19 protein-coding genes are annotated in these 21,652 nt (G+C 62.0%); 12 read left to right on the forward strand and 7 right to left on the reverse strand.

The annotated features are described in order from the left end of the window. The coding region (locus AC0L2A_RS32675; RefSeq protein WP_473612323.1) for a glutamine synthetase family protein at nt 1-1,211 on the reverse strand (1,211 nt) is incomplete at its 3' end. A 149-nt stretch (nt 1,212-1,360) separates the two neighbouring features. Here AC0L2A_RS32675 and AC0L2A_RS32680 point away from each other — a divergent pair. The 5 genes from AC0L2A_RS32680 (at nt 1,361) to AC0L2A_RS32700 (ending at nt 5,877) form a co-directional block, all read left to right on the forward strand. After that, nucleotides 1,361-2,077, forward strand: a complete 717-nt coding sequence (locus tag AC0L2A_RS32680) for an HAD family hydrolase (RefSeq protein ID WP_473612324.1) — start codon at nt 1,361-1,363, stop codon at nt 2,075-2,077. Between the two features lie 320 nt (nt 2,078-2,397). Further along, nucleotides 2,398-3,279, forward strand: coding sequence for a metal ABC transporter substrate-binding protein (locus AC0L2A_RS32685; protein WP_198032843.1), 882 nt, complete (start codon nt 2,398-2,400; stop codon nt 3,277-3,279). After that, entirely contained in the window at nt 3,276-4,181 is a 906-nt protein-coding gene (locus tag AC0L2A_RS32690; RefSeq protein ID WP_473493486.1) for a manganese/iron ABC transporter ATP-binding protein, read from the forward strand. Before AC0L2A_RS32685 ends, AC0L2A_RS32690 begins: the two co-directional genes overlap by 4 nt. After that, entirely contained in the window at nt 4,178-5,035 is an 858-nt protein-coding gene (gene sitC, locus AC0L2A_RS32695; RefSeq protein WP_077379653.1) for an iron/manganese ABC transporter permease subunit SitC, read from the forward strand. The genes AC0L2A_RS32690 and sitC overlap by 4 nt, the downstream gene beginning before the upstream one ends. Then, entirely contained in the window at nt 5,032-5,877 is an 846-nt protein-coding gene (locus tag AC0L2A_RS32700) for a metal ABC transporter permease (protein ID WP_473612326.1), read from the forward strand. Before sitC ends, AC0L2A_RS32700 begins: the two co-directional genes overlap by 4 nt. A 68-nt stretch (nt 5,878-5,945) precedes the next feature. Here AC0L2A_RS32700 and AC0L2A_RS32705 read toward each other — a convergent pair whose 3' ends face one another. The 4 genes from AC0L2A_RS32705 to aceA form a co-directional block, all read right to left on the reverse strand. Further along, nucleotides 5,946-6,389 carry a Fur family transcriptional regulator gene (locus tag AC0L2A_RS32705; RefSeq protein WP_473612327.1) on the reverse strand — a complete coding sequence of 148 codons (444 nt, stop codon included), beginning with the start codon at nt 6,387-6,389 and terminating at the stop codon, nt 5,946-5,948. Nucleotides 6,390-6,584: 195 nt separating this feature from the next. Continuing rightward, nucleotides 6,585-6,974, reverse strand: a complete 390-nt coding sequence (locus AC0L2A_RS32710; RefSeq protein ID WP_473612329.1) for a response regulator — start codon at nt 6,972-6,974, stop codon at nt 6,585-6,587. Nucleotides 6,975-7,277: 303 nt separating this feature from the next. Further along, nucleotides 7,278-7,520 (reverse strand): SMc00767 family acetate metabolism repressor, encoded by a 243-nt coding sequence (locus AC0L2A_RS32715; protein WP_027156310.1) that lies wholly within the window; start codon nt 7,518-7,520, stop codon nt 7,278-7,280. A 64-nt stretch (nt 7,521-7,584) separates the two neighbouring features. Next, nucleotides 7,585-8,874, reverse strand: coding sequence for an isocitrate lyase (aceA, locus tag AC0L2A_RS32720; protein ID WP_077379770.1), 1,290 nt, complete (start codon nt 8,872-8,874; stop codon nt 7,585-7,587). A gap of 245 nt (nt 8,875-9,119) precedes the next feature. On the opposite strand from aceA, the gene AC0L2A_RS32725 reads away from it, so the two are divergent. Further along, nucleotides 9,120-10,574 (forward strand): helix-turn-helix domain-containing protein, encoded by a 1,455-nt coding sequence (locus tag AC0L2A_RS32725; protein ID WP_473612330.1) that lies wholly within the window; start codon nt 9,120-9,122, stop codon nt 10,572-10,574. A gap of 43 nt (nt 10,575-10,617) precedes the next feature. On the opposite strand, the gene AC0L2A_RS32730 is transcribed toward AC0L2A_RS32725, so the two are convergent. Next, nucleotides 10,618-11,409 (reverse strand): class I SAM-dependent methyltransferase, encoded by a 792-nt coding sequence (locus AC0L2A_RS32730; RefSeq protein ID WP_091595225.1) that lies wholly within the window; start codon nt 11,407-11,409, stop codon nt 10,618-10,620. A 253-nt stretch (nt 11,410-11,662) separates the two neighbouring features. On the opposite strand from AC0L2A_RS32730, the gene AC0L2A_RS32735 reads away from it, so the two are divergent. From AC0L2A_RS32735 to AC0L2A_RS32755, 5 genes are all read left to right on the forward strand, one after another. Beyond that, the gene (locus AC0L2A_RS32735) at nt 11,663-12,616 is read left to right on the forward strand and encodes a DMT family transporter (RefSeq protein ID WP_287236144.1); all 954 of its coding nucleotides are present in this window, start codon (nt 11,663-11,665) and stop codon (nt 12,614-12,616) included. A gap of 357 nt (nt 12,617-12,973) precedes the next feature. Next, nucleotides 12,974-14,071, forward strand: a complete 1,098-nt coding sequence (locus AC0L2A_RS32740; RefSeq protein WP_473612331.1) for a polyamine ABC transporter substrate-binding protein — start codon at nt 12,974-12,976, stop codon at nt 14,069-14,071. Between the two features lie 75 nt (nt 14,072-14,146). Further along, on the forward strand, nt 14,147-15,286 hold the full coding sequence (locus AC0L2A_RS32745) for an ABC transporter ATP-binding protein (RefSeq protein ID WP_091595229.1): 1,140 nt from the start codon (nt 14,147-14,149) through the stop codon (nt 15,284-15,286). A gap of 8 nt (nt 15,287-15,294) precedes the next feature. Further along, the gene (locus tag AC0L2A_RS32750) at nt 15,295-16,269 is read left to right on the forward strand and encodes an ABC transporter permease subunit (protein ID WP_473511429.1); all 975 of its coding nucleotides are present in this window, start codon (nt 15,295-15,297) and stop codon (nt 16,267-16,269) included. Then, entirely contained in the window at nt 16,266-17,084 is an 819-nt protein-coding gene (locus tag AC0L2A_RS32755; RefSeq protein ID WP_473612333.1) for an ABC transporter permease, read from the forward strand. Before AC0L2A_RS32750 ends, AC0L2A_RS32755 begins: the two co-directional genes overlap by 4 nt. 68 nt (nt 17,085-17,152) lie before the next feature. On the opposite strand, the gene AC0L2A_RS32760 is transcribed toward AC0L2A_RS32755, so the two are convergent. After that, on the reverse strand, nt 17,153-19,003 hold the full coding sequence (locus tag AC0L2A_RS32760; RefSeq protein WP_473612334.1) for an AsmA family protein: 1,851 nt from the start codon (nt 19,001-19,003) through the stop codon (nt 17,153-17,155). Nucleotides 19,004-19,303: 300 nt separating this feature from the next. On the opposite strand from AC0L2A_RS32760, the gene AC0L2A_RS32765 reads away from it, so the two are divergent. Beyond that, the gene (locus AC0L2A_RS32765; RefSeq protein WP_473612335.1) at nt 19,304-21,298 is read left to right on the forward strand and encodes an acetoacetate--CoA ligase; all 1,995 of its coding nucleotides are present in this window, start codon (nt 19,304-19,306) and stop codon (nt 21,296-21,298) included. The last annotated feature ends 354 nt before the right edge of the window (nt 21,299-21,652 follow it).

Raw genomic sequence — 21,652 nt, forward strand, 5'->3', positions numbered from 1 at the left:
TTGTTGGTCATGCCGATCAGCCCGCAGGCGAGCGATGCGGCCAACGCCAGATAGGGATTGGCGTCGGAGGAGGGGATGCGGTTCTCGACGCGCCTGGCTGCCGGGTCGGAGCGCGGGACGCGGAAGGCGGTGGTGCGGTTGTCGTAGCCCCATTTGTTGTTGACCGGCGCCGAAGCCGACTGCGTCAGCCGGCGATAGGAATTGACGTAGGGCGCAAACATCACCAGCGCGTTCGGCACATGTTTCTGCATGCCGCCGAGGAAATGGAAGAAGGCTTCGGTTTCCGAGCCGTCCTCGGCAGAAAAGACGTTCCTGCCGGTCTTCTTGTCGATGATCGATTGGTGGATATGCATGGCCGACCCGGGCTGCCCCTGGATCGGCTTGGCCATGAAGGTGGCATAGATCTCATGCTTCAGCGCCGCCTCGCGGATGGTGCGCTTGAACATGAACACCTGGTCGGCCAGTTCGATCGGATCGCCGTGGCGCAGATTGATCTCGAGCTGGCCGGCGCCTTCCTCGTGGATCAGCGTGTCGATCTCCAGGCCCTGGCTTTCGGAGAAATGGTAGATGTCATCGATCAGTTCGTCGAACTCGTTGACGCCGGCAATCGAATATCCGGCGCCACCGCCGATCGCCCGTCCCGAACGCCCGACCGGCGGGGTCAGCGGGTAGTCCGGATCGGGATTCTTGCGCACCAGGTAGAACTCGATCTCGGGCGCCACCACCGGCTTCAGCCCGCGCTTATCGTAAGCGGCAAGCACACGCTTCAGCACGTTGCGCGGCGTGAACTCGACCGAGCGGCCGTCCTGGTGGACGAGGTCGCAGATGACCGCCGCCGTCGGGTCCTCTTCCCACGGCACCACGGTCAGCGTCGAAAGGTCCGGCATCAGCTTGAGGTCGCCGTCGTCTTCCGGATAGTTGAAGCCGTTGCCGTTCTCGGGGTAGCCGCCGGAGATCGTCGTCATGAACACCGCCGAAGGCAGCGCCAGCGAGGTGTTGGAGGTGAATTTCTTCGACGGCATCATCTTGCCGCGCGCAACACCGGCCTGGTCGGGCGTGATGCATTCGATATCCTCGATGCCGCGCCACGCCAGCCAGGCGCCGACTTCCTTCCAATTTTTCACACCACGTTGATTTTTCACGAAGGCAGGCGTGCGGATACGTCCTCCGCGGCTCGACGGACGGACTTCCTTTTTTGCAGGCGGCATCATTCACCAGATTGGGTTGCGGATTTGGGAGTATAGCCGGGGCCGGTGATGGAAGGGAAGGGGAGCCGGCCCTGCCTTCGCCCGCCAGTTGAAAATTGCTCCAGGCAGCTTAGGTTCGACGCAAGTTCAATGACCTCGCTTGAAGACTTCGCATGCGGAAAAATCATGAATTGACCACGATCGGCTTCGATGCCGACGACACGCTCTGGCAGAACGAGCAGTTCTTCCGCATCACCGAAAAGCGCTTTGCCGCGCTGCTCGCCGATCATGCCGAGGAGGAGCACATCTCGGCAAGATTGCTGGAAGCCGAGAAGCGCAACCTCGCCGTCTATGGCTTCGGCATCAAGGGGTTTACCCTGTCGATGATCGAAACGGCGATCGAGATTACCGACGGCCGCGCGCCGGCCTCGGTCATCGCCGAAATTCTCGCCGCGGGCCGCGAGATGCTTGGCCATCCGATCGAGGCGCTGCCTCATGCGCGCGAAACCGTTGAAAAACTGGCGGACGCCTATCGCCTGGTGCTGATCACCAAGGGCGACCTTTTCGATCAGGAACGCAAGCTGGCGCAATCGGGCCTCGGTGACCTGTTCGATGCCGTCGAGATCGTCAGCGACAAGAGCCCCGCTACTTATACCAGCATCTTCAGCCGCCACGGTGATGGCGCCGAAAAAAGCATGATGGTCGGCAATTCGCTCAAGTCGGACGTGGTGCCGGCCATCGAGGCCGGCAGTTGGGGCATCCACGTGCCGCATGAGCTGACCTGGGCGCTGGAACATGTCGAGCCGCCGGTCACCGCGCCTCGCTTCCGCCAGATAGCCGATCTCTCGGAACTGCCCCGGCTGGTCGAAAGCATCGGGAAAGCGGGCTGATCGCGTGACTCCGCGTCGAACCGGACGCGCGCGGCAGGCGTATCGATGCCGGGCAGTGCGCGTCGCAATCCTTGTTGTTCGCTCCGCCAAAGAGCCGCGCTGCCGCTGACCCTACATCGCGCGGCCCCTCCGTCGCGGGGCCCACTCCAACGCGCGGCTCTTGTACAATCGGTGCTGCAAAATCGTTTTCTACTTGCAAATCAGTCGCAATTGCAGAATATGCGACAAGCGCGGCGTCACAGCGCCCGCGGGCATGCGAGTAATCGCGACAGGAGATTTTGATGATCGAGAGATACGGGCGATGGGTTGCCGTCGGGTTGATGGCTGCGGTTTTCGCTGCGGCAGTGGCTTCAAGCCCAGCGAAAGCGCAGGAAAAGTTCAAGGCCGTGACGACCTTCACCGTCATCGCCGACATGGCGAAGAACGTGGCGGGCGACGCAGCAATCGTGGAATCGATCACCAAACCGGGGGCGGAGATCCACAATTACGCGCCGACGCCGGGCGACATTCAGCGGGCGCAGGGCGCAAAGCTCATTCTGTGGAACGGGCTCAACCTCGAAGTCTGGTTTGAAAAATTCTTCCAGAACCTCAGCGACGTGCCCGGCGCCATCGTCTCCGAGGGCGTCCAGCCGATGAGCATCGCCGAGGGACCCTATACCGGCAAACCGAATCCGCATGCCTGGATGTCGCCGACAAACGCGCTGATCTACGTCGACAACATCCGCGACGCCTTCGTCGAGCACGATCCGGCGCATGCCGAGACCTACAAGGCCAATGCGGAAGCCTACAAGGCAAAGATAGAGGCGGCCGTCGCGCCGATCCGCGATAAGCTTGCCTCGATCCCGCAGGACAGGCGCTGGCTGGTGTCGAGCGAAGGCGCTTTCTCCTACCTCGCACGCGATTTCGCGCTGAAGGAGCTTTATTTGTGGCCGATCAACGCTGACCAGCAAGGCACCCCGCAGCAGGTTCGCAAGGTGATCGACGCCGTCAGGGACAACAAGATCGTCGCCGTCTTCAGTGAAAGCACGGTGTCGGACAAGCCGGCCCGGCAGGTCGCGCGCGAGACGGGGGTCCATTACGGTGGCGTGCTCTACGTCGATTCCCTCAGCGAGGCGGACGGCCCGGTGCCGACCTATATCGACCTGCTGCGTGTGACATCGGACACAATTCAGAAAGGCCTCGCCGCAGGGCTGTCGCAATGAACGAAGCCGTTCCGCCTCTTGCCGCCGCGTCGCAGGATGCGGGAGGCGGACTCGCCGTGCGCGGCGCGACCGTCACCTACCGCAACGGCCTCACGGCGCTGCGCGATGCGAGCTTTGAAATTCCGACAGGCACGATCACGGCACTTGTCGGTGTCAACGGCTCGGGCAAGTCGACGCTGTTCAAAGCCATCATGGGCTTCGTGCGGCTGGCAAAGGGAGAGATTCTTGTTCTCGGACGGCCGGCCGCGGCCGCGCTGAGGAAGAACGTCGTCGCCTATGTGCCGCAGGCCGAGGAGGTCGACTGGGACTTTCCAGTACTGGTCGAGGACGTCGTCATGATGGGGCGTTACGGCCATATGGGCATGATGCGCATTCCGAAGGCTGCTGATCGCGAGGCGGTTACATCAGCGCTTGCGCGTGTCGGCATGAGCGATTTCCGCAAGCGCCAGATCGGCGAGCTTTCGGGCGGGCAGAAGAAGCGCGTCTTTCTCGCTCGGGCGCTGGCGCAGGACGGGCGCGTCATCCTGCTCGACGAGCCCTTCACCGGCGTCGACGTCAGGACCGAGGACGCTATCATCGAACTGCTGCGCGCGCTCCGGGACGAAGGCCGGGTGATGCTGGTCTCGACGCATAATCTGGGTAGCGTGCCGGAGTTCTGCGACCGTGCCGTGCTGCTCCGGAACACGGTCCTTGCCTACGGGCCGACAGGCCAGACCTTCACGCAGGCGAACCTGGAAAAGGCTTTCGGCGGCGTCTTGCGTCATTTCGTGCTGGGCGGCGCCGGGCTGCATGAGGACGACGACAGGCGCCGCCTTGCCGTCATCACCGACGACGAGCGGCCACTGGTCTTCTACGGAGAGAACGGAGCCATGCAGCACAAGATGCGGGAACCGGACGAATGAGTGTCCTGCTCGAGCCGTTCGGCTACGAATATATGCTCAATGCCATGTGGGTGTCCGCCCTGGTCGGCGGTGTCTGCGCCTTCCTGTCCTGCTATCTGATGCTGAAAGGCTGGTCGCTGATCGGTGACGCGCTCTCGCATTCGATCGTGCCGGGCGTCGCCGGCGCCTATATGCTGGGCCTTCCCTTCTCGATCGGCGCCTTCTTCTCCGGCGGGCTCGCCGCCGCGGCGATGCTCTTCCTCAACCAGCGCACCAAGCTGAAGGAAGACGCCATCATCGGCCTGATCTTCTCCTCCTTCTTCGGCCTCGGCTTGTTCATGGTGTCGCTGTCGCCGACCTCGGTGAATATCCAGACGATCGTGCTCGGCAACATCCTGGCCATCACTCCGGAAGACACGCTTCAGCTCGCCATCATAGGCTTCGTCTCGCTCGCCGTCCTGCTGGTGAAATGGAAGGATCTGATGGTGGTCTTCTTCGACGAGAGCCATGCCCGCTCGATCGGCCTCAACCCGAGCGCGCTCAAGATCATGTTCTTCATGCTGCTATCGGCCTCCACGGTCGCCGCGCTTCAGACCGTCGGCGCCTTCCTGGTCATCTGCATGGTGGTGACCCCCGGCGCGACCGCCTATCTTCTGACGGACCGCTTTCCGCGCCTGCTCGTCATCGCGGTCGTCATCGGCGCGGCGACGAGTTTCACCGGCGCCTATGTCAGCTATTTCCTCGACGGCGCCACCGGCGGCATCATCGTCGTGCTGCAGACGCTGATCTTTCTCGCCGCCTTCTTCTTCGCTCCCAAGCATGGAATGCTGGCAGCCCGCCGCCGCTCGGCGAGAGCCTTGGAGGCCAGCCTGTGAGCATCCTCGATACACTGCTTGCCCCCTTCCAGTTCGGCTTCATGGTCAATGCGCTGATTGCTTCGGTGCTGGTCGCCGTGCCGACGGCGCTGCTCTCCTGCTTTCTCGTTCTCAAGGGCTGGTCGCTGATGGGCGACGCCATCAGCCACGCCGTCTTTCCCGGCGTGGTCATCGCTTACATCCTCGGATTCCCCTATTCGATCGGCGCCTTCGCCGCCGGGATGGTCTGCGCTCTCGCCACCGGCTTCCTCAAGGACAACAGCCGCATCAGGCAGGACACGGTCATGGGCATCGTCTTCTCCGGCATGTTCGGCTTCGGCCTGGTGCTCTACGTGAAAATTCAGTCCGACGTGCATCTCGACCACATATTGTTCGGCGACGTTCTGGGCATCGGCCTGCGCGACATCGTCGAAACGGGGCTCATTGCTGCGATCACGGCCGGCATCATCGGCATCAAATGGCGTGACTTCCTGCTGCACGCCTTCGACCCGGCTCAGGCGCGCGCGGTCGGTCTTCGGGTCAACCTGCTCCATTACGGCCTGCTTTGCCTGATCTCGCTCACCATCGTCGGCGCGCTGAAGGCGGTCGGCATCATCATGGCCATCGCCATGCTGATCGCGCCGGGCGCCATCGCCTTCCTGCTCACAAGACAGTTCAGCGCCATGCTGATCCTGTCGGTGGCGATTGCGGTCGCCGCATCGTTCCTAGGCGTCTATCTGTCCTTCTTCATCGACAGCGCACCGGCGCCGACCATCGTTCTCATGCTGTCTGCCGCCTTCATTGCCGCCTTCGTCGTCACCACACTCAAGGCGGGCCGAATGGAGCTCGGCGAGGAGGGCTAATGCATGTCGCCCAAAAGTGCGCAGCGGTTTTGGGATAACGACATGCATAGAACAAGAACAACTGGCGGTCATTCTCTGGTTTGACGAGAGCGACGCTGTTTCTGGATCGGCTTCACGTAGATCTCCAGTCTGTGGCTGATGATCGTGAATCCGTGCCGTCGAGCGATTTCCTCCTGGAGCCGCTCGATCTCCGCCGACTGGAACTCGATGACATCTCCGGTCTCGATGTTGATGAGATGATCGTGATGCTCGCGGGGGACGGTTTCATATCTGGCGCGCCGATCGCCAAAGGTGTGCCGCTCCAGAATGCCCTTTTCGCGCAGAAGGCTGACGGTGCGATAGACAGTGGCGAGCGCGATCGTCGGCTCGATGGCGACAACACGGCGATGGAGTTCCACCACATCCGGATGGTCGCTGGATTCGGATAGAACGCGCATGATGACGCGGCGCGGACCGGTGATGCGCAGCCCGAGTTCCCTGCAAAGCGCGGCGATGGTCTGTTCTGAGGACATGTCATGATCCGCCAATATCGACAGCCATGTCGCGAAGTCGGAACATGCCTGCGGATTTGTTCGAAGGTGCTATCCCAGATGCGTCGCAATTGCAAAAGGACATCGGACTGGGTTCGCTGTCAGGCGGTCACACACTGACACAAGATATCCAGATCCGATCGCAAGAAGCGAGGAAGGAGCCGGATAGGACGCCGGCTAGCTGCGTCCGAGCCCGATCAAATGGTCGATCACCGGCTGCAGCCGTTCGGTCGTGATCGGCTTCACGACCACCGCATCGACGACGCTCGACAGCCCGAGGCTCTCCGGCGTGCCGCTTTTGGTCGAGAGCAGGATCACCGAGGGACGCGATCTGCCCGAGATGCGCCGCAACGCGTCGATACGCGACATCAGTGCGTCGCAGTCCTTGTTGTCGGCTCCGCCATCGAGGACGACCGCTCCGGGAATCAGCGAGCGCAGCGTCGTTGCCGCCGTTTCGGGCGATTCCGAGATCGGTCTGAGCCCGGACCGTTCGACGATTTTCGAAACCACCACCCGGTTGACCGGCGATTTTCCGACGACGAGCACGCGGGTGAAGTCGGTGAGCATTTCGGGGTCCACACTCCGGCTCATCAAACTCAACTGGTTCACAGTGCGATTCAAGGGGCGCATGAGCAGGGCGGGCACTCGCTAGTTTCAATGCAGGGTTGTACTTTGGAAACAATTGCCGTGAGATCGCTGCCTATGTCAAGCTGAAATGGCCGGCGTCGAGAACATCGCAAGAAAGGTTAGAATTTAAAGCAAGTTCTTTTCTGGCCGTGCATGCAAACTGGTTGTGCAAGTGCAAATCACCTGCGCAGAGAACTGCGCAGGTGATGCCGGATCCGCCAGCAGGATTTCGTCGGATTTCGATCAGCCGACGCTCCGCTGCGTGACGATGACCGGGATCAGCAGGTCGCCCCAGTTGCCGTCGCCGCCATGGTGCCGTGCCGAGCGCACGAGTTCCACCGACACCCCGGCCTCGACCGCCTTCATCACCGACTGGTTGAGCCTGTGCAGGTCGTTGGCCAGCATGCGGATGGTCGCCTGCTGGTCGACGGTCATCGTGGTGGCCTGTTCTTCGGCCCGTTCCTTGACGCGGCTTATCGATGCCATTGGTCTTCTCCTTGCGTATTTTTTACCCTTTTTGGGGCGTTGCCTCTATTTTGATGCGTTCGTGCTATTCCGCCGCCGGTTTGAACTGGGCGTGCTCGGTCGATTCATGCATGGCCGTGGTCGAAGACCGGCCACCGGTGATCGCCATCGACACGGCGTCGAAATAGCCGGTGCCGACTTCGCGCTGGTGCTTGGTCGCGGTGTAGCCGTGGGCTTCCGCCGCGAATTCAGCCTCCTGCAGTTCGGAATAAGCCGCCATCTGACGCGCCTTGTAGCCGCGGGCGAGTTCGAACATGCCGAAATTGAGCTGGTGAAAACCGGCCAGCGTGATGAACTGGAACTTGTAGCCCATGGCGCCGAGTTCCTTCTGGAACCTGGCGATGGTGGCATCGTCGAGGTTCTTCTTCCAGTTGAACGACGGCGAGCAATTATAGGCGAGAAGCTTGCCGGGATGGTGCCTGTGCACGCCCTCGGCGAACTTTTTGGCCTGCGCCAGATCGGGCTTGGAGGTTTCGCACCAGATCAGGTCGGCGTGGGGCGCGTAGGCGACGGCCCGTGCGATGCAGGGCTCGATGCCGTTCCTGACTTGATAGAAGCCCTCCACCGTACGGCCGGCGCCATAGTCGACGAAGGGCTGGTCGCGCTCGTCGATGTCGGAGGTGAGCAGCTTTGCCGCTTCCGCGTCGGTGCGCGCGACGACCAGCGTCGGCGTGCCCATGACGTCGGCGGCAAGCCGCGCGGCGTTGAGGTTGCGGATGTGTGCGGCGGTCGGGATCAGCACCTTGCCGCCGAGATGGCCGCACTTCTTCTCCGACGCCAGCTGGTCCTCGTAGTGGACGCCGGCGGCACCCGCCTCGATGAATGCCTTCATGATCTCGAAGGCGTTGAGCGGTCCGCCGAAGCCGGCTTCCGCATCGGCGACAACGGGCGCGAACCAGGTGTCGACCGAAAGCCCCTTGCCTTCGGAGGTCTCGATCTGGTCGGCGCGCTGCAGGGTGCGGTTGATGCGCTTGACGAGTTCGGGCGCCGCATTGGCGGGATAAAGCGACTGGTCCGGATACATGGCGGATGCGGTGTTGGCATCGGCCGCGACCTGCCATCCGGACAGGTAGATCGCCTTCAGCCCGGCCCGGACCTGCTGCATCGCCTGGTTGCCCGACATGGCGCCGAGCGCGTTGACGAAATCCTCTTCGTGGATGAGCTTCCAGAGCCGGTTGGCGCCCATTTCGGCGAGGCTCTGCCGGATCTGGACCGAACCGCGCAGCCGCTTCACATCGTCCGGCGAGTAGGGCCGCTCGATGCCGTCGAAGCGGCCTTCCGGCGCCGAGGGGACGAGGTTGTAAAAATCAGTCATTGGTCGCTCCGACAGATAGTTGCTGGGATGGAAACGCCGCCTCATGAAAATTTCTGCGCCGTTTTGGTATGACAGCATTTACATTTTGCCGCAGGCCAGGCGAGGAAAACCAGAAGATTGGCTGGAAAATAAGGGAAAACCTGTGTTGCGTTTGACAGTCAGGCGCTGTAAATTTGTCATGATTGTAAAAGGCCGGCATGGCAGCGCCGCGCAGGAGTCATGTAAATTCTGTCAAGGACAGCCGAGTGGCCGATCAAAAAATCTTCGCCGGGCCGCGCATCCGCCGCATCCGCAGCGCCAAGGGCCTGACCCAGACGGCGATGGCCGAAGGGCTCGGCATCTCGCCGTCCTACCTCAATCTCATCGAGCGCAACCAGCGGCCGCTGACGGTCCACCTGATCCTCAAGCTGGCATCTGTCTACAAGGTCGACCCGCATGAATTGCAGGGCGAGGCGAGGGGGTCGGTCACCGCCCTGAAGGAAGTGTTTTCAGATCCGCTGCTAGTCGGCGAATTGCCTGGTGACCAGGAGCTGATCGAGCTTGCCGAGGCGGCGCCCAACGCTTCCGCCGCGGTGATAAAACTGTTTCGCGCTTATCGCGAGCAGGCCGAGCGACTTTCCGACCTCAACGAACTCCTGGCGCGTGAGGGCAAAGCGACGGCGCTGTCCGGCGCCCGCTTGCCGATCGACGAGGTGCACGAGATTTTCGAGCGCCGTCCGAACCATTTTGGCGCGCTGGAAGAGGAGGCCGAGGCATTCATTTCGGTGCTCGATCCCGGCGACGACCTGCTCGGTGCGCTGAAGGCCTGGCTGAAGCGCGAATACGGCATCGTCGTCAAGGTGCTGCCGGTCGCCACCATGCCGAACTGGCGCCGCCGCTACGACCGCCATTCGCAGCGTCTGTTCCTGTCCGAGCGCCTGTCGCCGTTCGACCAGTTGCGCGAGGTGGCGATGGAGGCCTGCCTGATCCGCATGACGGTCGCCGTGGCAAGCGAGATCCAGGCGCTGAAGCTGACCACGGATGAGGCCCGCCGGCTCGCCCGCTTCGAGCTTGGCCGCTACGCTGCCCACGCGCTGATGATGCCCTATCAATCCTTTCACGCAGCCGCCACACGCGCGCGTTACGACATCGACGTGCTGCGCTCGCGCTTCGGCGTCTCCTTCGAGCAGGCGGCGAACCGGTTGACCACGCTGCAGCGACCGGGCACGCCGGGCGTGCCCTTCTTCATGCTCGAGGTCGACAACGCCGGCAACCGCTTCCGCAAGGCTGGCAGCCAGGGTTTTCCGCAGAGCCGCTTCGGCGGCGGCTGTCCAAAGCTTCCAGTGCATGCCGCCTTTACCCAGCCCGGCCAGATCTTCGTCGAGGCGGTGGAAATGCCGGACGGCGCCGAATTCCTCTGCGTCGCCCGCACGCTTGAGGGGCCGCAAGGCTCGTTTGCGGAGCGCCCGCGCCGTACCGCACTTCTGCTCGGCTGCGACATCGGCTTTCGTGACGAGATCGTCTACGGCGCGGCACTGCCGGGGCCGGCTGCCGCGGCGGCCGGAAAAGCCGGACAGGGCACAAATTCGGCCACGCCGGTTGGCCCGGCCTGCCGGCTGTGCGAGCGCATCGGCTGCCTCGCCCGCGCCGAGCCGCCGGTGACGCGCCCGCTCGGCCTCGACGAAATGGTGACCGGATTAAGCGCCTTCGATTTTCAGTAGACGGGCACAGCGTTTCCATCAAATTGCGCTGCGGCGCATTGTTCTATCGCCCACCGCTGCCTATCAGAACGTCCATCTCAATCGTCAGCGGCTCTCCAACGCTCGGCGAAGCCAGCCCGCGCCAGACTTCCTCGCGCACTGTGACCTGCATGTCTGGAGCAAGCTGGACATACTCCTGACCGCTCAATGTTGCTCCTTTGGTGATTCCGCTGAAATAATCGTCGAAAGATGAGAATTTGATGGGCCGAGTTTCAAGCTGGACATAAATCTCTTGAAACCCGGCGCGGTGGAGCAAGGAATGCAAGCATGTCGCGTCAGGGATGGAGAAGAAGCGATTTAGCTTTTCAGCTTTTTCAGGGGCGCAACGGGCGATTACCGCGCCTATTCTGGCGAACAGCGAGCGCTCCGGCGTCGTCGTCACGCTAACTGCAGTCCAGCCGTTGGGGCGCAGAACCCGACGAAACTCCGAAAGCGCTCCAAGCGGGTCGGAGAAAAACATGAGCCCAAGCTGACAGATCACCGCATCGAACCGACAATCCTCGTAAGGGAGCGCGTGAGCGTCAAACGTTGCGAGGGTGATTGACTGGTTCTTCAAATTGCGTTTGGCAGTTTCGAGCATGGCCGGCGAGATATCGCCGGCAATCACAGAGCCGGATGGGCCTACCACGATCGCTGCAGCTTGCGCTGCTGCTCCTGTACCCGTTGCGACATCGAGCACCCGATGGGCAGGCGCGATTTGCGCTGCCTTCAGCAAGGATGGAATGAACGAGTTCGTTGCGCGGGCGAACAGCTCGTCATAGCCAATCGCCGCTGTCTTGTAGAATGGCTCATCCATAAGGTCGCCCCAAAATACAATTCACGTCGTCACAGGACGTCTCTTGTCGCGCAGCAGCCGTCCGGCCACGCATCGTAAACTATCCCTGCCAGCTCCGCACGACCGTCTTGCCTCGTCTGTGCGCTCGTCGGTGCGCCAAACGGAACACGGTGCTGGATCACGCCCGATCTTCGTCTTTGCGTTACGCGATGTATGCACGTTTCTGTCGTTTGCTATGCATCGTGTTGCCTCGAAATCGCCGACAGTCGCAATCATGACCGATATATCATCATCACCGTTAGCCGTTTCGCCTGTCGTCTCGCCGCGTGACGAGCGGGTCGGCTTCCTGCTGATTTTCCTGTCGGCGCTGATGTGGAGTTTCGGCGGCGCCATCGCCCGTTTCATCGACGCCGGCGACAGCTGGACCGTGGTGTTCTGGCGCTCGGTCTGGGCCGCCGCCTTCCTCATCTGCTTCATGGTCTGGCGCGACGGCTGGCACGGCACGGTGAGGTTGTTCCGCGGCATGGGCCTGCCCGGCCTTGCCGTGGCGTTCTGCTTCGCCACCGCATCGACCTCATTCGTCGTGGCGCTTGCCTACACCACTGTCGCCAACATCCTTTTGATGCAGGCCGGCGTGCCGCTCCTGGCGGCGCTGTTTGCCTGGGTGCTGTTTCGCGAACGGGTAGCCTTGGCGACCTGGGTGGCGATTGCCGCCGTCATCGCCGGCGTTGCCATCATGGTATCGGAATCGCTCGATGGCGCGGTGTCGCCCATCGGTGACGGCCTGGCGCTGCTTATCGCCGTGATGTTTTCGATCGCCACCGTCATCACGCGACGCTTTGCCCATGTGCGCATGACGCCAGCGACCTGCCTCGGCACGATGATTGCCGCCGCATTCGCGGCGTCGCAGGCATCGCAATTCGGCGTTTCCAGCAGCGACATGGGTTTCCTGTTTGCATTCGGTGTGGTCAATCTCGGTCTCGGCCTTGCCTTCTTCGCCACCGGCGCCCGGCTCGTCCCGGCTGCAGTCGCAGCACTGCTCGGCACTTTCGAGCCGATCCTCGGCCCGATCTGGGTCTGGCTCATCCATTCCGAGGTGCCGTCCGGACGCACCATCCTTGGCGGCACGGTCGTGGTCACGGCGCTGCTGGTCCATATCGGGCTCGAATTCAAGCGTCAGACGCGGCCGGTGCGGCCGGGTGTCACCGGCATGCCGTCGCCTAATTGATGCAGCGCACGCGCCAAAGCGAGATGAGCCATTGACAATGGCGCGGCCGCGCGGGCAGGCTGCAAATACGGCAACAACAAGACAGGCTCATCTTGCCAAGTCTCCCCTCCGGCCCGACCGAGACCGGACAACATCGTCGTATCCCTGCCCGCGCCGTGGCGAGAGCCTTTGACGGCGCCGGCATGCCACCTGGATCACGACAAAGGAACCGGGGGCTCGGCCGTTGCGCATCGAACTGCTGTCGTGTTGGCGGTTCGCGCTTGTCGCTTGTCGGAAAGCCCAATAATCTGAAACAAACGCCCAGCCGCGCAGCCCCGCGACGTGCTGGCGATGGAACACTCATCAAAGGAGAGACGCATGATCCGCAAAGCATTCTGGCTTTCGGCGACCTCGGCATTTCTGGCGCTTTTCACCCTCGGCGCTCATGCCCAGGACCGCGTCGTCAACGTCTATAACTGGTCGGATTACATCGACAGCTCGATCATCGACGACTTCACCAAGGAAACGGGCATCAAGGTCACCTACGACACCTTCGATTCCAACGAGCTGCTTGAGACGAAACTGCTTGCCGGCGGCAGCGGCTACGACGTTGTCGTACCGACCGCCAATTTCCTCGCACGCCAGATCCAGGCAGGGGTGTTCCAGAAGCTCGACAAGTCGAAGCTGCCCAACATTTCCAACATGTGGGACGTCGTTTCGGAGCGCACGACCAAGTACGATCCCGGCAACGAATATTCGATCAACTACATGTGGGGCACGGTCGGCCTCGGCTATAACGTCAAGAAAGTGCAGGAAGCGCTCGGCACCGACAAGATCGACAGCTGGGACGTGTTCTTCAACCCGGAAAAGCTGGCCAAGCTGAAGGATTGCGGCGTCTTTGTCCTCGATTCTCCGAGCGACATCCTGCCGAACGTCTTCAAATATCTGGGCATCGATCCCGAGACCACATCGCCGGACGATTTCGCCAAGGCCGAAGAAGTGATGCTGAAGGTCAGGCCTTACATCCGCAAGTTCCACTCGTCTGAATATATCAATGCGCTGGCCAATGGCGACATCTGCCTGGCCGTTGGCTGGTCGGGCGACGTGTTCCAGGCGCGCGACCGTGCGACGGAAGCAAACCAGGGCGTTGAGATCGCCTATTCCGTGCCGAAGGAAGGCGCCGAAATGTGGTTCGACCAGATGGCGATCCCGGCCGACGCGCCGCATGTCGCCGAAGCTCATGAATTCCTGAACTACATGATGAAGCCGGAAGTCATCGCCAAGGCGAGCAATTTCGTCTTCTACGCCAATGGCAACAAGGCGTCGCAGCAATTCATCGACAAGGAGATACTCGAGGATCCGGCGATCTACCCGGACGAGGCGACGCTGGCGAAACTGTTCACCATCACCCCCTACGATTCCAAGACCCAGCGCGTCGTCACCCGCACCTGGACCAGGATCGTCACCGGGCAGTAAGCGACAATCAGCGACCCCGGCAGGTGCTGCCGGGGTCAAGTCTTCTGGGGATAGAACGCGAGGACGGAGTGGGACATGAAATCGCTTGGCAGCATCCGCAGGGATTTCGCACCATGGAACGATCCGAACGCCAAGCCGTACATCCAGTTCGACAAGGTCACCAAGAAGTTCGGTGACTTCACCGCCGTCAACAATTTGTCACTGACGATATTCGAGCGCGAGTTCTTTGCCCTGCTCGGCGCATCCGGCTGCGGAAAGTCGACGCTTCTGCGGATGCTCGCCGGATTCGAGGAGCCGACTGCCGGCCGCATCCTGCTTGACGGCCAGGATCTGCGCGGCATCCCGCCATACCGGCGGCCGGTCAACATGATGTTCCAGTCCTATGCGCTGTTCCCGCATATGACGGTCGAAAACAACATCGCCTTCGGCCTCAAGCAGGACGGCATGCCGAAGCCCGAGATCGCGGCGCGCGTTGGAGAGATGCTGAAGCTGGTCAAGCTCGAGCAGTTCGCCAAGCGCAAGCCGCACCAATTGTCCGGCGGCCAGCGCCAGCGCGTCGCGCTTGCCCGCTCGGTCGCCAAGCGGCCGAAGGTGCTGCTGCTCGACGAGCCGTTGGGCGCGCTGGACAAGAAGTTGCGCGAGGAAACGCAGTTCGAGCTGATGGATCTGCAGCAGTCACTCGGCCTTACCTTCGTTGTCGTCACCCACGACCAGGAAGAGGCGATGACCATGGCCGACCGCATCGCCATCATCGACAAGGGCGAGGTGATGCAGGTGGCGACGCCGGCGGAAGTCTACGAGGCGCCGGGCTCCCGTTTCGTCGCCGGCTTTGTCGGCAACGTCAACATGTTCGAAGGCAAGATTGCGCATGGCGAGGCGGGTGCGGCAAGCATCGATGCCGGCAACGGCATCACCATCCGCACCGAGCATGCCGGCGATGCCGCAACTGGCGCGGCCGTCGCCTTCGCCATCAGGCCGGAGAAGATCAGGATATCGTCGACGAGACCGGCCGGCGCCGTCAACGCCATCGAGGGCGAGGTCTACGATATCGCCTATCTCGGCGACATGACCGTCTATCACGTCAGGCTGGACGACGGCCAGGTGGTGCGAGCGAGCACGATGAACGCGGCCCGCATCACCGAGGATCCGCTGAGCTGGAACGACCGTGCCTGGGTGTCGTTCCGGCCGGATGCCGGCGTCGTGCTGACGCGATAGGGGCGGCCATGTCGAATGCCGCTGTCACCGCTGCAACAAGCTCTCGAGCCACCGCTGCGGACAAATCCGCCCTGGCCAGGCTGGGAGAGGCCTTCGTTGGCCGTCTTGTCATCCTCATCCCGTATCTATGGCTGGTCTTTTTCTTCCTTGTTCCGTTCGTCATCGTCTTCAAGATCTCGCTGTCGCAGACCGCGATCGCCATACCGCCCTACACGCCGGTGCTCGGCTTCGGCGACGGCCTTGCCGGTTTCTTCGCCCAGCTGAATGAGCTCAGCATCGACAACTACACATGGCTGACGCAGGACGCGCTCTACGTCAACGCCTATGTGACCAGCGTCATCGTCGCCGCAATCTCGACGGTGCTGACATTGCTTGTCGGCTACCCGATCGCCTACGGCATGGCGCGCGCCCCGGCGATGCTGCGCCCGACTTTGCTGATGCTGGTGATCCTGCCGTTCTGGACCTCGTTCCTGATCCGGGTCTACGCCTGGATCGGCATCCTCAAGCCTGAGGGGCTGCTCAACCAGCTGCTGCTCGCCACCGGCGTTATCAGCCAGCCGCTGATCATCCTCAACACCTATACGGCGATCTTCATCGGCATCGTCTATTCCTACCTGCCGTTCATGGTGCTGCCGCTCTATTCGTCGCTGGAAAAGATGGATTATTCGCTGATCGAGGCAGCCAAGGATCTCGGCTGCCCACCGACCAGCGCCTTCTGGAAGATCACCTTTCCGCTGTCGCTACCCGGCGTCATCGCCGGTTGCCTGCTGGTGTTCATCCCCGCCGTCGGCGAATTCGTCATTCCCGACCTGCTCGGCGGCTCACAGACGCTGATGATCGGCAAGACGCTGTGGAACGAGTTCTTCGCCAATCGTGACTGGCCGGTGTCTTCGGCCGTCGCCGTCATCCTGCTGTTGCTGCTGATCGTGCCGATCATGCTCTTCCAGCGGGCCCAGGCCCGCGCTCAGGAGCAGGACAGATGAACCCGACCTGGAGCCGCTTCAACATCATTTCGATCGTGCTCGGCTTTGCCTTTCTTTACCTGCCGATCGTCCTGCTCGTCGTCTTCTCTTTCAACGAATCGAAACTGGTCACCGTCTGGGGCGGCTTCTCGACCAAATGGTACGTCTCGCTGTTCCACAACCAGGGTCTCATGGACGCCACCTGGGTAACGGCCCGTGTCGCCGTCATCTCGGCCACCGTGGCGACCGTGCTCGGCACGCTGGCGGCTCTCACCTTGACGCGCTACACGCGCTTCAAGGGCCGGACGCTGTTTTCCGGCATGGTCTTTGCGCCGCTGGTCATGCCGGAAGTCATTACCGGCCTGTCGCTGCTGCTGCTCTTTGTCGCCGTCGGTCTCGACCGCGGTTTTGTCACCGTCACGCTTGCCCACATCACCCTGACCATGTGCTTCGTCGCCGTCGTTGTGCAGTCGCGCCTGATCACGTTCGACCGCTCGCTCGAAGAAGCCGCGATGGATCTTGGCGCGCCGCCGGTGAAGACCTTCTTCCAGATCACGCTGCCGGTCATCATGCCGGCGATCGTGTCCGGCTGGATGCTGGCGTTCACACTGTCGCTCGACGATCTGGTCATCGCCAGCTTCACCTCAGGGCCTGGCGCCACCACGCTGCCGATGAAGATCTACAGCCAGGTTCGTCTCGGCGTGACGCCGGAGATCAACGCCGCCTGCACCATCCTGATCGCGGTTGTGGCGGTTGGCGTCATCATCGCTTCGCTCGCCAACAAGCGGCGCGAGGTCCAGCGCCAGCGCGACGAGCAGGCCGCTCAGCGTGGGTGACGAAAGGGGCGGCAGCAGCATAAGCCGGCAGGAAGCACTTCTGACGACGACCGCAGCAGCTTTGTTGCCTACTCGCCGGATACCCCGCGGCTTATCGGCGAAATGAACGGCGTGCTCCACGTTCCGCCGATGAAGAACGAAGACTGGTTGGGACCTTGGCTATTTGTCTGCGTGGCTGGCTGGTCCGCCTGAATGATGCCGCCGGACAGCGCCAGTCCGCGCCCGGCATAGGAGGCGATGCCGGAAAGCCAGATCTTGTACTTCGCCGAATTCGCTTCGGCCTTGTCGATCTTCGCCACACCGTTCGAAATGCTCGCCTTGAGTTCGGCCCCGTCGATCGGCAGCGTTCCGTCGGAGACATCGTCGAGCGCGAAGAACCCGCCCTGTTCATTGTGTTTGAGAAACGCCGGCAGGTTGAACCGGCTCAACGCGCCCTGACCGAATTTCGCAGAAACCGAGCCGTCGGCGTTTTCGAAAATGGAATCCCAGGTTCTGCCCGGCCCCTTGAGGATGACCGAAACGGTTCCCGTGCCGATCGGCACCAGCCGCGTCATTCCGGCTGCGGTGCCAAAAGCCCCGCCGTCGATGTCGGAGGCGAGCAGCCTGATCTCGACCTGCGTGCCTTCCGGCTTGCGGTCGAAACGAAGGCTGCTCTGGATGTTGCCGCCAAAGGCCGATGCATCGGAAATATCGAAGACGGCAAGACCGTTCTTGACCTGGGCAGCGGCAGCGACGTCGGCAAGCTGGATGGCGCCTGCGGTGGCCTGCGCTGCCGACAGTCTGAGATCGAGATCGATGCGGTCGGCGACGCTTATGTCGATTTCGCCGGGGCCAGCGCCGTTCGCGGGCGCCAGGGGTGCGAAGGCGGAGAGAAACGACCGCAGGTCGAGCGTCTCGAAGGCGAGCGTACCGGCGATCACCGGGCGCGCCTCGCCAAAGGAGAAATCCAGCGCACCCATTCCCGGATTGTCGTCCAGGGCGATCTCGGTGTTTTCGAATTTAATGCGGCCGGAGGTCGCCGTGAGCTTGCTGGAAACGGAAACCGAGCCAATTGCTGCGCCCGGCGCGATGCCGGCCCGCGACCATTCGAGCGCGCGCCTGAGCGAGGGTGCGGCAAATTTTGCCTGGCCGTCGAAATAGGCATTCTCGGACATGCTGGCCACGCCGTCGAACGAAAAACTGGCAGGGGCCGCCTTGAAGGAAAGCGTCATCGGCGCCGCACCTCCGCCAAACAGCACCAGCGGGTTTGACGATGCGGCATCCACGGCGACGCTTTCGCCGCGCCAGATCCCGGTCGCCGACAGCGTCGCATTGCTGTTCATTGCGGCCCAGTTCGCCTGGCCGCTCAGGCTGCTCAGTATCTCAGCGTCCTTGCCATCGACGGAGGTCACCACGCGGCCGTTCCTGAACTCCACGGTGCCGAACGGATCAGTCGGCAGCTTGCCCAGGTCCGGCTTGGCTGGATTGGCGCTGACAACGGCGCGAGCGACGTCGATGGAACGGGTGATGCGCCCGCCCGAAGGCAGGGCGGGCAGGAAAAGTCCATGTGCTGCGCGTTGAACCCTGATCGTCGGCCGGATCAGCCGCGCCGTCGAGAACACCACATTGCCACGCAACGCCGCCATGGCGGAGAGATTGACCTCGACCCGTTCAGCCTCGATCACCGGCGGCGCGTCGGTCTCTGTCCATTGCGAAAGCGTCACGTCGGCCAGGATGGCACGGAAATTCGGCCAGACCTCGATCCGTGGCGCGCCGTCGATGGTGACCCTGAAACCGCTCCACGCACTCATTTCCCAGGCGATGCGGTCGCGCACGATACGGGTCGAGGCGACGAGCGGCAGGGCGGCAACGGCCAGCGCGATGACCAGCACGGCAACGCCGATCGCCCATATTCCGCGCCGGATCAAAGGTGATGGCATGTCGCCCCGTATGCTTCCGTTCCGACAAAAAATCGCCCGACGGGTGTAACCCCCAGTCGTTACCTACGACTTAGGGCTGTCGCATTTCAAGTCTTTATGGCCCAGCGATGGCATTTGCGCACCATCCGCGTCGCCCGGCCGAACAAAATCTTGCTCTGCTGCGCTGCGATATGCATAAGCGATGCCAATGCATGTCGCCAAAATGCGCAACGTTTTTGGATAACGACATGATAATAACAAAAGTCTAAAGCGCGTCGCGTGAATCTCTTCAAGCGTAACGTGCTTTAAGGAGGAACGATCATGGCTGGCGACGCACCGCTCTGGATACCGACCAAAGACCAGATCGACGCGGCGCCGATGACCGCCTTCATGCAGGCCGCGGCGGCCGCAACCGGCAGGTTTTTTTCCTCCTACGGCGATCTTCATCGTTGGTCGATCGACGATCGCGAGGCGTTCTGGAGCCTGGTCTGGGACTTTTGCGGGATTGTCGGCGACAAGGGCGCCAATGGGGGCGCCAGCGGCGGGATCAGTGGCGGCGAGCACGTGCTCGTCGATGGCGAGAAGATGCCCGGCGCCGCCTTCTTTCCCGACGCCAAGCTTAACTTCGCCGAGAACCTGTTGAAAAAAACCGGGCTCGGTGACGCCATCGTCTTTCGCGGCGAGGACAAGGTCGAGCGCCGGCTCCCCTGGAACGAGTTGCATGCGCTGACCTCGCGGCTGCAGCAGCTTTTCCTGTCGCTCGGGGTGAAAAAGGGCGACCGCATCGCTGCCATGATGCCCAACATGCCGGAGACGGTCGCGGCAATGCTGGCGACAGCCTCGATCGGCGCCGTGTGGTCGTCCTGCTCTCCGGATTTCGGCGAGCAGGGCGTTCTGGACCGGTTCGGCCAGATCGAGCCTGTCGTCTTCATCGCGCCCGACGGTTACTGGTACAATGGCAAGGCGATCGAGGTTGCCGACAAGATCGCGGCCGTTGCGGCAAAGCTCGTCACCGTCCGCAAGATCCTGATCGTCGACTATCTCGGCACGTCGACCGATGTGGCGGCGACCATCGAGAAGGCGACTGCGCTGGACGAGGCGGTCTCATCCTTCGCTGCCAAGTCGGTCACCTTCGAACGGTTGCCGTTCGCGCATCCGCTCTACATCCTGTTTTCTTCCGGAACGACCGGCATTCCCAAATGCATTGTCCATTCGGCCGGCGGAACGCTGATCCAGCATGTCAAGGAAGAACGGCTCCACGCCGGCCTGCTCGACGGCGACCGCTTCTTTTATTTCACCACCTGCGGCTGGATGATGTGGAACTGGCTGGTCTCCGGCCTGGCGTCGGGCGCAACCCTTCTGCTTTATGACGGGTCGCCCTTCTACCCCGACGGCAACGTGCTGTTCGACTTCGCCGACGCCGAGAAGATGACCTATTTCGGCACCTCGGCCAAATTCATCGATTCCGTGCGCAAGGCCGGCCTCAGGCCGATCAACACGCACGATCTTTCCAGCGTGCGCACGATCTCCTCCACCGGCTCGCCACTGTCGCCGGAAGATTTCCGCTTCGTCTATGACGGCATCAAGAAAGACGTGCATCTCGCCTCCATCTCCGGCGGCACCGACATCGTCTCCTGCTTCGTGCTCGGCGTGCCGACCCAACCGGTATGGATCGGAGAGATCCAGGGACCTGGCCTCGGCCTCGCCGTCGATGTCTGGGACGACGACGGCCAGCCGCTCAGGCAGGAAAAGGGTGAGCTCGTCTGCACCAAGGCGTTCCCGGCGATGCCGATCGGCTTCTGGAACGATCCCGAAGGCAAGAAATACCACGCCGCCTATTTCGAGCGCTTCGACAATGTCTGGTGCCACGGCGACTTCGCCGAATGGACCGCCCATGGCGGCCTGATCATCCACGGCCGCTCCGACGCGACGCTCAACCCTGGCGGTGTGCGGATCGGCACGGCGGAAATCTACAATCAGGTCGAGCAGATGCCGGAAATCCTGGAAGCGCTGTGCATCGGCCAGGACTTCGACAACGACGTGCGCGTCGTGCTGTTCGTGCGGCTGGCAGCCGGCGTTGAACTCGACGCCGAGCTGGAAAAACGCATCCGGGCGAAAATCCGCAGCGGCGCGAGCCCGCGCCACGTGCCGGCTAAAATCGTCGCCGTCGCCGACATTCCACGCACCAAATCGGGCAAGATCACCGAGCTTGCGGTGCGCGACGTGGTGCATGGCCGTGCCGTCAAGAACAAGGAGGCGCTGGCCAATCCCGAAGCGCTCGAGCTGTTCCGCGACCTGCCGCAGCTGGCCGATTAATTTATCCGAGGTCCAGGACATGCGAACCGTCACGTGTTCAAACGGAGCCGAGCATGGTTAACGAAATATCTCGCTCGAATTTACCTAGATTTCATGAGTGGTACACATTGGTAAATTTTTCGCGGTGCCGGTAAGGTTTTGTTAAGGGCTGACATCGATAGTCGTGCGTAACTTGAGGGAGAAATCCCGTTCCTCTAAATCCCCGGAGGATCTGAATTCGCTCAAGCCCCCGATGTACAGCAATCGATCATTCAAGGCGTCCTGTTGGACGCCTTTCTTTTTGGAGCATCGGACCCAAAAGTGGGCACCGGTTTTGGGAAAATCCGATGCTCAAACAAAAAGACAGAGCATCGG

This window comes from Mesorhizobium sp. WSM4844, assembly GCF_055811775.1.

Bases quoted from the DNA above. Each gene is read 5' to 3' on its own strand.
- AC0L2A_RS32680 (WP_473612324.1), top strand. From the start codon at position 1,361: ATGCGGAAAAATCATGAATTGACCACGATCGGCTTCGATGCCGACGAC.
- AC0L2A_RS32685 (WP_198032843.1), top strand. From the start codon at position 2,398: ATGGCTGCGGTTTTCGCTGCGGCAGTGGCTTCAAGCCCAGCGAAAGCG.
- AC0L2A_RS32690 (WP_473493486.1), top strand. From the start codon at position 3,276: ATGAACGAAGCCGTTCCGCCTCTTGCCGCCGCGTCGCAGGATGCGGGA.
- sitC (WP_077379653.1), top strand. From the start codon at position 4,178: ATGAGTGTCCTGCTCGAGCCGTTCGGCTACGAATATATGCTCAATGCC.
- AC0L2A_RS32705 (WP_473612327.1), bottom strand. From the start codon at position 6,389: ATGTCCTCAGAACAGACCATCGCCGCGCTTTGCAGGGAACTCGGGCTG.
- AC0L2A_RS32710 (WP_473612329.1), bottom strand. From the start codon at position 6,974: ATGCTCACCGACTTCACCCGCGTGCTCGTCGTCGGAAAATCGCCGGTC.
- AC0L2A_RS32715 (WP_027156310.1), bottom strand. From the start codon at position 7,520: ATGGCATCGATAAGCCGCGTCAAGGAACGGGCCGAAGAACAGGCCACC.
- aceA (WP_077379770.1), bottom strand. From the start codon at position 8,874: ATGACTGATTTTTACAACCTCGTCCCCTCGGCGCCGGAAGGCCGCTTC.
- AC0L2A_RS32730 (WP_091595225.1), bottom strand. From the start codon at position 11,409: ATGGATGAGCCATTCTACAAGACAGCGGCGATTGGCTATGACGAGCTG.
- AC0L2A_RS32735 (WP_287236144.1), top strand. From the start codon at position 11,663: ATGACCGATATATCATCATCACCGTTAGCCGTTTCGCCTGTCGTCTCG.
- AC0L2A_RS32740 (WP_473612331.1), top strand. From the start codon at position 12,974: ATGATCCGCAAAGCATTCTGGCTTTCGGCGACCTCGGCATTTCTGGCG.
- AC0L2A_RS32745 (WP_091595229.1), top strand. From the start codon at position 14,147: ATGAAATCGCTTGGCAGCATCCGCAGGGATTTCGCACCATGGAACGAT.
- AC0L2A_RS32750 (WP_473511429.1), top strand. From the start codon at position 15,295: ATGTCGAATGCCGCTGTCACCGCTGCAACAAGCTCTCGAGCCACCGCT.
- AC0L2A_RS32755 (WP_473612333.1), top strand. From the start codon at position 16,266: ATGAACCCGACCTGGAGCCGCTTCAACATCATTTCGATCGTGCTCGGC.
- AC0L2A_RS32760 (WP_473612334.1), bottom strand. From the start codon at position 19,003: ATGCCATCACCTTTGATCCGGCGCGGAATATGGGCGATCGGCGTTGCC.
- AC0L2A_RS32765 (WP_473612335.1), top strand. From the start codon at position 19,304: ATGGCTGGCGACGCACCGCTCTGGATACCGACCAAAGACCAGATCGAC.